We start from the raw sequence: 12,316 nt of genomic DNA, 5'->3' as shown, positions 1-12,316 counted from the left end.
TTATCCCACGTAGTCGGCGGCGTTGTTTCCCGCTACACGACCAAACGTGTAGATGTCTGCCATGGATGTGGATCCTAGGCGGTTTGCCCCCATCTTGTGGCCGGCCACTTCGCCTGCAGCGAAGAGTCCGGGAATGGGATTGCCGTTCGCGTCGAGCACCTCGGCGTTCGCGTTGATGTGCAGGCCTCCCATGGTGTAATGCACGGCCGGCTTGTACGCCATGATGTAGTAGGGCGGCGTATCGATCTTATGCATGGTTCCGCGGTAGGCGAAATCGGGATCGGATCCTGCGTTTACGTAACTGTTCCATTGCTCGATTGTCTTTGCGAGCGCGGCGGCATCGATGCCGAAAGGTTCGCAGGCTTCTTCAAGCGTATCTGCTTTCGTACAAAGATTCCGTGAAACGAGGTTTTCAAATTCGTCTGCATGGATGTCGACCACTTTAGTCTCGTCTGCAGCCGCCTGATCCCAGATTTCGTAAGCGCGTTCGTCGGTCTGTTTGAGAATGGCTTTGGACAAAACGTCTCGTCGGCCAAGTTCTTCGACGAAGCGTTTTCCTTCCTTGTTAAACATGACCGTGCGTTCGTCCAGGCGCATGTCGTCCAAATACAGCAGCGCTCCGGTGTTTACATCGCAGATGGGATAGGTTTGGATGAGTTCCATATCTACGAGCTCGGCACCGATAGCGGATGCCATGGTAAGTCCGTCTCCCTGCGCTCCTACCGAATCGGTTGAATTGAATTGCTTCCCAAACTCAGGATTTGCCTGCTCGCGCATTTCGACGTTTGCGCCAAACCCGCCGCATGCCAGTACGACGGCTTTACATTCGAAGGAGTATTCGTTACCGGTGACGGTATTCGTTGCCTTGATGCCGCCAATGCCTCCATTCGCATCTTGCACGAGCGCGGTTGCTTTCGTGTTGTCGATGAGCGTGATGTTATCGATTGACTGGGCCCGGGCGGTCAACTTGGTCGTCATGGCGTTGCCTATGTGTCCCGAAGGAATGATGGAACGCTTGACCGAGTGGCCGCCGAAGAACAGAAGGTTGTGCTCCCAAGATATTCCTCCTTCGTAAGTGAGCCATTGCGCTGCGTCGTACACGCCGTTTGCGATGACGTTCACTAGGGCAGGGTCGCCGCGGTGGTCCCCGCCTTCTAGCATGTCATTCGCCAGCTGTTCGGAGCTGTCGCTTAATCCTGAGTTTTGCTGGATCCAATTGCCGGGCACGGCCATCTCTCCTCCGGACAATGCGGTGGAGCCCCCGAATACTCCTAGCTTCTCCATGAGCAGTACCTTCTGGCCCTTGTTGGCCGCGCTAATGGCGGCAGTAAATCCTGCGCCGCCTGTACCCACGACTACAATATCAAACGCTGTGGGTATATCGCTCTCTGGCTGTTGCACGGCTCTGTCGCGTTTCTTCCATTCGGATGACTTCTCTCCTGCCTTGTCAAGTGCTTCAGCAACGGCGGTGAGGTACGCCATGCTGGATAGCGAGGCGCCCGTCACGACGTCAACGTTCAACGTTTGATTGTCGACGATGAGCTTGCCCAGCTTTTTCATGCACACATCGCCCAATCCTGCGGACTCGCGAGAATCTAATACATCAATACGTTCGATAGCGCCATCTTTCGAGACAACCTCGATCTGTATGGCGCCGTGCTTTCCCATGCCGCTGCCGACGGTTGCGATGCTTGCGTCGGCGGACCGCTCTTTCGCGGCGCTTCCTGATGACGTGCATCCGCCCAATGTCAACGCGCCTCCTGCCGTCGCTAACGCAGCACCCGTAAGAAACTGTCTACGTGAAAGTCCTGCCATCTTGTTCATCCTCCTTGTTGTATCCGGTCCCGCCTCCCATGGTGCGCCACCTTTTTTGGTCGCGCTGTTCGGGACGACGAGAACATAGCACCGCAGTACCGCATCGGATGGACGCCGAAGGGGTTCAATGTGTAACCCAGCCTTGGTTTAAATAGGTAACCCTAGGCAAAACGCTCGGTGCATCATGCTTTTTCAGGGTAAGATGAAAACCCGAAATTGCAGGAAGGGGAGGTTCTGCATGAAGGAGTTGTGCGGTTGTTGGAAGAATGTGTTTACGCGCATCGGGACTATGCCCGTTGCGTTTCTCGGTATTGGATTGTACCGTGCGTGGCTTGCAACTTTTTTTCGGTACGATGCATTTCCGACCGTCGACTTTTTTGATTATGCGTTGTTCGAGGGAGCCATAGGCGTTGCGTCGTTTGCAGTTGTTTTTCTTGCGCGTCGCGTTACTCCTCTCTGGTCGAACCGGGTGGCGGTGGGCCTGGTTGCCTTCGGCATGGTGGGCGGGTCGGCGCTGTGCGCCATTGCATGCTTCTGGGTGCAGATTGCGGCGCTCAAGTATCTTGGGCTTATGTTGGCGGGCGCGGGGCTTGGGCTGCTCATTCTCATGTGGACGGAGTTTTTTGGATCACTTAATCCTATGCGTGTTGCTGCCTATTATGCCGCGGCTATTTTTTTGGGAGAGGTGTTAAAGTGGCTGTTTAGTGGACTTGAACCTGCATATATCGTCGTATTCTCTTTAACTCTTCCGCTCGTTTCCCTTGATTGGGTGCGCCGTTCTATGAAGCATTTACCAGAAATCGACCTGCCTAAACCTATGGGTAAAGCAGGGATTTCCGAAATTCCCTGGAAACCGATTGCTCTCATGGGGATATGCACGTTTGCGACAGGGTTTGGGGTTCTTCCTGATCAGCCCTTGGCGGCAGGAAATACTGTGGGTACGATGTCGGTTGCGGCGTTTGTGTTTTTTGGCGTCCTTTCATCGTCGAGGTGGTTTAATTTCGACATCATATACCAACTGGCGTTTCCTCTCATGATCGTGGGGCTTCTGCTCATTGCTCCGCAATTCTCGCTTGATTCGAAAACAGTAGCGGGTTGCTACGATGCAGGTTATACCATGCTGTCCATTTTCATTATGATTGTCTTGAGCAACATCACGTACCGATTCGATATTGCAGCTGCTTGGTTGAATGGTATTGAACGTGGTATTCGCTATCTGGTGGAAGCAGGGGGCTGGAGTTTGTTTGCGGTCACTTCTTTCTATTTGTCAAAAGATACTGTAACGGCAATCCATCTAGGAATCGTAGCGGTTGTGGCGCTGGCGTTCACGGTGCTGTTTTTTACGGAAAAACGGCTATCTGCCAAGTGGGGCATCAATTTGAAACAAACCTCCGACGGCGATGACGTGTTCTCGCCGGGATTGCTTGCTATGCGCGTGTCCGATTTGTCGCGCGAGCATAATTTGAGCCCGCGTGAGGAAGAGGTGTTGCAGTTGCTCGCGCGCAAAGGAACTTCAGCGCAGATCGAGGAAAACTTGTTCGTAGCACGCGGTACGGTGAAAGCGCATACGAGTCGCATTTATCGCAAACTCGGAGTCCACAGCCGGGACGAGCTTTATGAGCTGCTGGGCATTGGGGATTGACGAATACGGAAACGCATAGCAAGGGGGGCGGCTTGATGGGCGCGTTGTTCGAAAAGCTGGAGATAGGAGCGCTGCAAGCGCGGAATAGGTTCGTGCGCGCGGCAACTTACGAAGGATTGGCTACCGACGATGGGCACATGACCCCAGAGCTCCGAGCTGTTTACGAGGAGCTTGCCAGCGGCGAGGTGGGCACGATCATCGTGGGCTACGCGTACGTCACGCGCGACGAGCAGCCGAACCCGCGCATGCTTGGCATCTATGACGACTCGTTCGTTCCCGCGTACCGTGCGTTCGTTGACGATTTGCACGCTCGCGGCGCGCGCGTTGTTTCGCAGATCGTGTACGGCGGCTCGGCTACCAGGCTCGATCCGCCCAGCGCGCGAATCCTCGGGCCGTCTTCCGTTGCCAATCCGAAGACCGGCATCGTTCCCGTGGAGGCGACGAGCGCCGACCTGCAAGCGCTTGCGCGCGCGTTCGCGGGCGCGGCTGAACGTGCCCAGGCCGCAGGGTTCGACGGTGTGGAGCTGCATGCGGCGCACGGCTACGTGCTCAGCCAGTTTCTAAGCCCGCTGTTCAACAAGCGCACAGACGGGTACGGCGGCTCCCTTGAGCATCGTGCCCGCTTCCTAGCTGAGGTTGTCGATGCCGTCCGCGATCGAGTGGGCAAGGCGTTTCCGCTGATCGTGAAGCTGAACAGTTCCGACGGTGTGGAGGGCGGCTTGACCGAAAGCGAAAGCGCAGAAGTGGCGAAGCTGCTTGAGGCGCATGGCGTGTCGGCTATCGACGTAAGCGGAAATTGGCGCTCCTGCCGGGTGAAAGACTATGCGGGCGAGCCGTTCTTCGCTTCCTACGCGCAGCGTCTTGCACGTGAGCTCGACATACCTGTGATCTTGACGGGCGGCAACCGCAGCTTTGCTGCGATGGAACGCCTTGCAACGGAAGGCGGCATCGCGGGCTTCGGCTTGTGTCGCCCGCTTATTTGCGAGCCGCACCTTGTGCGACGCTGGAGCGCCGACCCGAATGCCGCGCCGCGTTGCGTATCGTGCAACGGATGCAGTTCCTCGCCCGGCCATCGCTGCATAGTGCCGTAGGTGTTTCGCATCGGCGCTTTCCGGCTGCTTTGACTCGCAGTTTGCGTGGATTCCCCCTTGAGTTTCGATGGCAACGCCGATGTTGCAGCGCACGGGCACCCCTCGTTTGCTATCATCGACGCCTATGGCAAAGGCGAAGAAACATGGATGGGTAAAGGCGATGCTGGGTGCAGTGCTCGGATGCGTGCTTGCGGTTGGGGCGGTGTTCGCGATAACGAACGTCGTGACCGTGGTCACGGCGAAAGGGAGCATCGTAGACTCGCAGGAGGCGATTGGCTACGATGCCGACGCCATAGTGGTGCTGGGCGCATCCGTGTTCGCGGACGGAACGCCGTCGAGCATTTTGCAGGACCGGCTTGACGACGGTATCGCTTTGTACCGATCCGGCGTTGCTCCGAAGCTGATCATGAGCGGGGACAATAGCACGATCGCGTACAACGAAGTCAAGGCCATGAAAGACTATGCCGTTTCCCAGGGGGTTCCTAGCGAAGACGTGTTCTGTGATCACGCCGGGTTCTCTACATACGAGAGCATGTACCGCGCCAAGCACGTGTTCGGCGCGCAGCGCATCGTGGTGGCCACGCAGACCTACCATCTGTATCGAGCGCTCTATGCGGCGCATGGCCTGGGGCTTGAGGCTATTGGAGTTCCGAGCGACTATCGCACGTACGCGAAGCAGACCCAATACGATCTGCGTGAAATACCTGCGCGCACGAAGGATTTTTTCAAGACGCTGTTCGAGGTCCCGTCGACGTTCGTGGGCGATCCCATCAGCTTGGACCAATCGGGCGACGTGACCGAAGGCTACTGAGTCGATTCTCCGAACGGGAGAGGGCGATCCTGCTATTCGGGCCGACGCAGCGGTTCCCCGAATGCGGTGGCTCGCGTTCTTAAAAGCTCCAACAGCAGGGTGCAAGCTTCGCACTGCACGGCATCGAGCACGGGAATCCCTGCTGCGCGTTCGAGTTCCGGAGCCAATCCTATGGTAGCGAACCCGGTGCATGCCAACGCGATCGCCTGAGCTCCTTGCGCGGAGAGGCTTTCGACGGATTTCAGAGCGCTTGCTCGCCCTTCGGGAGTTTGCAGGTCAAGGGTGCTCTTCACTCCGGCGGGTACGACGTTTGCCAGCAGCTGCGGTCCCAGGATGCGGTCGAACGCTGGCGGAGCTTCGGGTGTGATGCCCAGAACGCCGACCGGTCCGTTGAAGCGCGCGGCGGCGGAAGCGGTGCTTTCGCCTGCGCCGACAACCGGGATGCGCACGGCTGCGCGCGCTTCGAGAACCCCGGGATCGTCCGCGCAGCTCACGATAATTCCGTCGACGCCCGCCTGCTCGAGTTCCTGGGCCAGGGCCGCCACTTTGGGCGCAGCTGCGCGTTTGGTGCCCGCGTCGTGCACTCCTTCGGGCTGGTCGGGGATGCAGCGCGACAGCGTTTTCACGCCGGGGATCCACTGTTCGATCAGTTGCCCGTGCGCGTCCACCTGGGCTTGCTCCTGCGTGATCACGCGAATGATGCCCATGGTGTACGCAGGACTCATATCGACCTCTTTCTTGCGGGGATCTGTTGTCATTCGTACCGATCGATCAAGTCGATCAGCTCCTGCTTGGAGTGTAGCGCAGTTTTTTCCAGAATGCGCCGCGTGTGCGTGCGGATGGTGCTTTCGGATACGAACAAGGCATCCGCGATGACCTTCGCCGATCGTCCGCGCGCCAGATACGGAAGCACTTCCGCTTCGCGGCGCGTCAGGCCGTAGTACTCGGCTATCTGGTCGTAGACGCGCTCGCTGGCCGACTCCGCCTCCGCCTCGCTCATGGATCCTGCTCCGGTGGCGGCGGGCTTCGCAGCAGGCTGTTCAGGCGCTTCCGAAGCCATGCGATTTGCGCTTTGGGTGGACGCTTCCGCAGCGTTGACCTGCGGCGCTGGCATTGCGGTGGCAATCTGGCCCGTGAGCGTTGCGGACGCGTCGCCGATGTTTGCGGAAGTATTCTTCTCCTGTCGAGCGTCTGTTTCCTGGAAGAAGAACGAGAATCGATGGCGCGTACTTTGAAGCACCAAGAGCATGGCGAGCACGTACACAGCGCCCACCGAGATACCCACGATCAACATGGACGGTCTTTCCGGGATGAGCATGATCACGTACCCGATGCCAATGCCTACAAGTCGTGCGATGATGGACAGCGCTCGCACGATGCCGCCGATCACGAAACCCGACACTGCGAAGTCGTAGGCGGTCGAAACCACCATGTACCATATAATGACGTCGAACATGCCGTAGCCGGTGCTCATGATGACGTTGAGCATGACTGGGTTCGACTCCCAGAACAGCGGCATGATGGCGAACAAAACGACGATACCGGGCACGATCACGCGAAACGCGAAGGAAAGATCGATGCGCTTTCGCGCCAGCAGCACGAGCGCAATCAGCCCTGCAGCTGCGATGATATTGGCGATCAAGGGTAGCCGGTGCGCGTCGTCCGCCGACCCAACCGAAACGACCGTCATCTGCCAGACGAAGCCGAACAGGCACGAAAGAACCAAGCTGGATACGATCAGGCTCACCAGCGATCCGAGCGCGGTGCGGTACCGATCCGAATTGACGTTGCTGGCGTAGCGCCCTTCGGGAACCTCTTGCTTGCATCGCGCAAGGCAAAGCTGGGAAAGAACGGGCAGGGGAGCTATAAGCAGGAGCGCGGGGACGCCTCCGTGATCCGAGCAGATCGAGATCACGACGAACAGCGAAGCCGTTAGCAGCAGCACGACGGGGATGTAAAACGACGTGCGCGAGGGGTGCATGCGTCCCAGGTACTCCGCCCAGCTTCCCCAGTAGTAGCCGTACCCGGCGCCCGCAAGCACGGCGCCCGTGACGATAGGGGCGGCAAGAGCCGATTCCGGTAGCAATCCCATGCTAGCTAGAGGACCCGATCCCGACAGCAGCACAAGCCCGATAACGATGAGCGCGGTGAACGCCCCCGGCTTCAAGCGGTCGTAAAACGCAGGGTTTCGCTCGATGCGCGAGGCGATCAGAAACAGCGTTGTCATGTTCGCTACGAACGAGACGATGACGATAAGCGTTTGGCACGACGTGTTGTCGGCAGGCCCCTCCAGAAGAAGAGAACTGCGAAACGTCAGCATGCTGCACGCCCAAAAGAATGCGAGTCCCACGTGATGCGGCCGCAGCGTTTTCCAGATCATGCGCATGCTTCGCCGATCTGCATTGATACGCGAGTTTCCAACCATGAATCGATGCCCCCCGATAGCGTTCCGCCTCGTTGCGGTTGTAGCTGTACACCGTGATTGCCTACGTGTTCTATTGCTTGTCACACTATAGTTTACCAGCCAAAACGCAGAATCATCAGAAACTGATGATATGTAAGCAAGCTGCTGGATTTAGCCTTTTTCGCGACGAGAAAGGACGCTAGTGAATTCCCAAGAGCAATCCAACAAGGCGCTCATGCACGCTTGCGCCGAGGCCGCTTTGCTGTTCACGAGAATGGGTGAAGACGGGTTCACCGCTGCAAGCGAGCGACGTGCATGGGAGGGCATGGCGGCGTGCGCGGGCGTGGTTATCGAAGCGCCTTCGGCCGATGCGCGCCATGCGGTTGAAAGCGAGCTGCTTGTGCCGGGGCTGCCCCTGGCCGCTATGCCGGTGGAATCGCTTTACAAGCCGTGGCGGGCGCCCGACGGAACCGTGCGTGCGTCGCGCGGACTGTACGGCGGCGAAACGGCGGGTCACGCGCAAGCGTTGTTCGATGCGTGCGGTTTGGAGATTCCGCAGGAGTTCTCGGCGATGCCGGACCACCTGTCGTTGCTCTTGGAGCTGCTGGCGCTTTTTCTCGAGGTTGGCAACGATCAGGCTGCGGACAACCTGATCCGGGATCACTTCGATTGGCTGGGCGAGTACGATGCCGCTTTGCGCGACCGTGCAGAGCGCGCCGCCGACGCCCCCGCTTTCGACGAAGCCAAGCGCCGCGCCCTTGCGGAGGGGATCGCCTTTCTGCGGACGCTGACGACGGCGGTCGATAAAGCGGTGCATGCTCGGCTTGCGTAGCCGCTTCGATTCTGGGGCCAACAGGGAGGAGGCTGCGGGCTTGCTCGCGGCGAAGACGAGATGGTAGGAGGAGAAATGTTCGATTCAACGGTTTCGCGCAGAACGTTTCTAAAGGGATCGGCCGCCGCCGCATCGGTTGCAGCGGTCGGGTCTCTTTCGCTGGGCGCTTGGAGCGCCGAGCGCGCGAATGCGGCCGGGGGCGAGCGGGGCACGGCGCCTTCGCTGTGCAACGGATGCTCGAGCAAGTGCGGCCTGATGGCAACCACGCTGGGCGGGACGCTGTTCACGCTGAGCGGCATCGAGCAGCATCCGTATTCCAAGGGCAAGCTGTGCGCTCGCGGGCATGGCTTCGCGCAGATGGCGTACAACGAGGAGCGCGTGACGCAGCCGCTGCGGCGTACGGAAAGCGGTGAATTCGAGCCCATCGATTGGGACACCGCGTTCAGGGAGATCGGCGAAAAAGTAAAGGCAATCGTGGCTGCGAACGGCCCCGAGTCGCTTGCGCTCGTTCACGATCCGCGCCCGTCGGGCAAGTATTACACGAAGCGCTTCATGAACGCTCTGGGATCGGCGAACGTCTACACGCATGCGGCGGCGTGCAACCTGTCCAAAGAAGCCGGCTTGACCGAAACGATCGGCGCGTCGAACTATTCGGTTGACTTCGGATCGTGCAAGATGGTTCTGTTCATAGGCCGCAGCTACGGCGACGGCATTCGTCCGTCCCATGCTATGAGCTTGGCGGATGCTGCCGAGGCCGGCACGCGCGTGGTCATCGTAGATCCGCGCCTGAACAACGCGGGCATCTTCGCCAGCGACTGGGTGCCCGTCAACCCCGGCACCGACCTGGCGCTGCTCATGGGCATCTGCAACGTGCTCATCGAGGAAGACCTGTACGATCATGATTTCATCGAGCAGCATACGGTGGGCTTCGAGGAATTCGCCGCGCAGGCGAAGGAGTACACGCCCGAATGGGCCGAGAAGATCTGCGACGTGCCCGCCGATCGCATTCGCGAACTGGCGCAGGCTCTTGCGAAGGCGGCCCCGGCTGCCGCGGTGGAGGCCAGCTGGCGCGCTGCGTTCGGTTGCGCGTACAAGAACTCTTTCGACACGGCACGCGCGGTGACTGCGGTGAACGCGCTTCTGGGCAGCTGGGGCGCGAAGGGCGGTGCGCTCATCACCTCCTCGCCGAAGGCCGGCAAGATAGCTGACGAGCGTTTCGCCGAGCCGCCGAAGCCCGAAGCGAAGCGCATCGGCGACAAGGAGTACGGTGCGGTTAGCAGCTCCGGCTCGAACATCGCCGCGCTTGAGGCTGCGCTGGACGGCCGCGTCAAGGGCATGTTCTTCTACAACTCCAACGCGGCGAAGGGCTATGCGCAGCCCAAGGTGTGGTCCGAGGCGTTCGATAAGCTTGACCTGGTGGTTTCCATTGACGTGCAGATGTCTGAGACGGCTATGCAGGCCGATTACGTGCTGCCGGAGTGCACGTACCTGGAGCGCATGGAGGCGCCGGATTACATTGGCGGCAAGAAGCAGTTCGTGGCTTTGCGCGCCCAGGTGATCGATCGCCTGCATCCCGAAACCAAGCCCTGCGACGAGATTTTCGCCGGCCTGGCTCAGGCGTGCGGCGTGGGTCAGTACTTCGACTTCACGGTTGAGGAGCTGGCGAAGGCCGAGCTTGACACGCTGGGCGTGAGCTTCGACGAGCTTAAAGAAAAGGGCATCGTGGACGTGACGTCCAAGAAGTTCGAATACGGTGTGCCGAAGTTCAAGACGCCGACGGAAAAGTACCAGTTCGTCAGCGAGAAGGCGGGCAACGCGGGCTTGAACCCGGTAATCGGCTACGTGGAGCGCCTGGTCATGCCGCAGGGCGATCAGCTGCACTTCATCGGCGGCAAGCAGTCCATCCACTCGCACACCATGACGCAGAACGTGGAGTCCCTGAACGCCATTTCGCGCGAATACAACCTTGAGCGCGTGTGGATGAGCGCGAAGGACGCGGCCGATCGCGGCATCGCTGACGGCGACTTGGTGGAAGTGTCGTCCAGCGAGCATACCGGCCAGGTGCGCGCGAAGGTCACGGAGCGTCTCAAGCCCGGCGTGCTGTACCTGCCCACGCACTACGGCGGAACGTCGCCGTACCAGACGCGCGCGTACGAGTACGGCATCAGCATGACGGAGTTCGTGCCGTTCCACGGCGGCGAGCCGGGCGTCGGCTCGACCATGAGCCAGGAAGTGGCGGTCACGGTGAAGAAGGTGGAGGCGTAAGATGGCTCGTTACGGAATGCTCATCAACACGAAGAAATGCGTGGGATGCTACGCGTGCCGCGTGGCGTGCCAGATGATCAATGGCCTGGATCCTGACAAGGCGTTCATCCATTACGAAGAGCTGGAAACGGGGGCGTATCCCAACGTGTACGCCGAAAACGTGCCCGTGCAGTGCATGCACTGCGAGGACGCTCCGTGCCAGTCGGTGTGCCCGACGGGCGCCACGTATACTACCGATTCGGGCGTGGTGCTGGTTGAAGAGGGGAAATGCATCGGCTGCAAGTACTGCATGGCCGCGTGCCCCTACGGCGTTCGCGTGCAGCTGCACTCGGGCGTGGTGGAGAAGTGCCGTTTCTGCTGGTACGAGGGCGAGCCGGGCAACCCGCCGGCGTGCGTGGGCACGTGCATCACGAACGCTCGCATCTTCGGCGACCTGGACGATCCCAACAGCGAGATCAACCAGGCTATCGCGCGCTACAACGCTCAGCCTCTTGCGAGCGACCTGACCGAATCCAAGATCTTCTACGTGAGGTGATGAACAATGGTATGGGGACCCCTTATCGCTTGGTACCTGTTCCTGGCGGGCGCGTCGGCCGGCGCGTTTCTAACGGCTGCTTTCGTGGAGGCGAAGTATCCTGACAGCACGAAGATGCGCATCGCCGGACGTATCATCGCGCCTATCTTTCTGGGCATCGGCCTGATCATGCTCATGATTGACGCCGAGGCCGGGCTGCACAACCCGTTGCGGTTCGTGTACTTGGTCATGAACCCCGGATCGGTGATGACTTTGGGCGTGTACTTCATCTGCGTGTTCATGCCGGTTGCCTTGGCGGCGGCGCTGCTGGAAGTGCTCAAGAAGCCCGTGCCGAAGTGGCTCACCTGGATCGGCGTGGTGGCGGCGTTCGCCGTGGCGGCCTATACCGGCTTCCTCTTGGGCGTGGTGAAGGCGTATCCGCTGTGGAACAACGCCGTGCTGCCCATCCTGTTCGTGGTGTCGGCGCTGTCGGCCGGTTTGGCTGCCACCAGCTTCGTGGGACTGATCGTCGACCGCGAGCGTTTCGAACAGATGTGGCTGGTCAAGAAGTCGCACGTCATCTTGTCGGCTATCGAGCTGGTGGTGCTGTTCACCATGCTGGTGATCGTGTCCGCCGGAAGCTACGAGGGCGCGGCGTCCGTTCAGATGCTGCTGACTGGGCAGTATGCCGTGCCGTTCTGGATCGGCATCGTCCTGTTCGGCTTGGTACTGCCCTTCGCGATCGAAGGCTATCCGGTGTTCATCACCAAGCGCGTCGAAACCTCGATGACCTCTATGGTGGTGAGCGTCATCGGCGAGGCGGGCGTGCTGGTGGGCGGCTTCCTGTTGCGCCTTTTGGTCGTGATGGCCGCGCTGCCGGTGGCGTACCTGTAGCGCACCGCCGCGCGATCGCTGCTGCAAGCCCCTCCTTGAAGGACGTCG

10 protein-coding genes are annotated in these 12,316 nt (G+C 59.7%); 7 read left to right on the top strand and 3 right to left on the bottom strand.

Annotation, left to right across the window (positions count from 1 at the left end):
- A complete protein-coding gene (locus ACTQZK_RS09835) occupies nt 1-1,815 on the bottom strand; it encodes a flavocytochrome c (RefSeq protein WP_441899582.1) in 1,815 nt (604 codons plus the stop codon).
- Nucleotides 1,816-2,053: 238 nt separating this feature from the next.
- Between ACTQZK_RS09835 and ACTQZK_RS09830 the strand changes: the two genes are divergently transcribed.
- The 3 genes from ACTQZK_RS09830 (at nt 2,054) to ACTQZK_RS09820 (ending at nt 5,359) form a co-directional block, all read left to right on the top strand.
- Nucleotides 2,054-3,457, top strand: coding sequence for a response regulator transcription factor (locus tag ACTQZK_RS09830; protein ID WP_114566181.1), 1,404 nt, complete (start codon nt 2,054-2,056; stop codon nt 3,455-3,457).
- A gap of 35 nt (nt 3,458-3,492) precedes the next feature.
- Complete coding sequence (locus ACTQZK_RS09825; protein ID WP_441899580.1) at nt 3,493-4,548, top strand: NADH:flavin oxidoreductase; 1,056 nt, start codon at nt 3,493-3,495, stop codon at nt 4,546-4,548.
- 160 nt (nt 4,549-4,708) lie between these two features.
- Nucleotides 4,709-5,359, top strand: a complete 651-nt coding sequence (locus tag ACTQZK_RS09820; protein ID WP_114566183.1) for a SanA/YdcF family protein — start codon at nt 4,709-4,711, stop codon at nt 5,357-5,359.
- A 32-nt stretch (nt 5,360-5,391) separates the two neighbouring features.
- On the opposite strand, the gene ACTQZK_RS09815 is transcribed toward ACTQZK_RS09820, so the two are convergent.
- Both ACTQZK_RS09815 and ACTQZK_RS09810 read right to left on the bottom strand, forming a co-directional pair.
- Nucleotides 5,392-6,084, bottom strand: coding sequence for an aspartate/glutamate racemase family protein (locus ACTQZK_RS09815; RefSeq protein ID WP_441899544.1), 693 nt, complete (start codon nt 6,082-6,084; stop codon nt 5,392-5,394).
- A 29-nt stretch (nt 6,085-6,113) separates the two neighbouring features.
- Nucleotides 6,114-7,745 carry a response regulator transcription factor gene (locus ACTQZK_RS09810; RefSeq protein WP_441899542.1) on the bottom strand — a complete coding sequence of 544 codons (1,632 nt, stop codon included), beginning with the start codon at nt 7,743-7,745 and terminating at the stop codon, nt 6,114-6,116.
- A gap of 220 nt (nt 7,746-7,965) precedes the next feature.
- Here ACTQZK_RS09810 and ACTQZK_RS09805 point away from each other — a divergent pair, with 220 nt between their 5' ends.
- The 4 genes from ACTQZK_RS09805 to nrfD all read left to right on the top strand — a co-directional run bounded on the left by ACTQZK_RS09805 (nt 7,966) and on the right by nrfD (nt 12,268).
- Nucleotides 7,966-8,595: a molecular chaperone TorD family protein gene (locus ACTQZK_RS09805; RefSeq protein ID WP_441899540.1), complete on the top strand. Its 630-nt coding sequence runs from the start codon at nt 7,966-7,968 to the stop codon at nt 8,593-8,595.
- Between the two features lie 75 nt (nt 8,596-8,670).
- The gene (locus ACTQZK_RS09800) at nt 8,671-10,860 is read left to right on the top strand and encodes a molybdopterin-containing oxidoreductase family protein (protein ID WP_418831074.1); all 2,190 of its coding nucleotides are present in this window, start codon (nt 8,671-8,673) and stop codon (nt 10,858-10,860) included.
- Nucleotide 10,861: 1 nt separating this feature from the next.
- Nucleotides 10,862-11,395 carry a 4Fe-4S dicluster domain-containing protein gene (locus tag ACTQZK_RS09795; protein ID WP_216528723.1) on the top strand — a complete coding sequence of 178 codons (534 nt, stop codon included), beginning with the start codon at nt 10,862-10,864 and terminating at the stop codon, nt 11,393-11,395.
- A gap of 6 nt (nt 11,396-11,401) precedes the next feature.
- Nucleotides 11,402-12,268 carry an NrfD/PsrC family molybdoenzyme membrane anchor subunit gene (gene nrfD / locus ACTQZK_RS09790; RefSeq protein WP_114566187.1) on the top strand — a complete coding sequence of 289 codons (867 nt, stop codon included), beginning with the start codon at nt 11,402-11,404 and terminating at the stop codon, nt 12,266-12,268.
- The last annotated feature ends 48 nt before the right edge of the window (nt 12,269-12,316 follow it).

The sequence above is a fragment of the Paraeggerthella sp. LCP19S3_G8 genome, assembly GCF_052119225.1.
In the GTDB taxonomy this organism is placed as follows: Bacteria; Actinomycetota; Coriobacteriia; order Coriobacteriales; family Eggerthellaceae; genus Paraeggerthella; species Paraeggerthella hominis.
The sequence above is the reverse complement of the archived record's forward strand: the minus strand, read 5'-3'. Positions and strand labels throughout refer to the sequence as shown.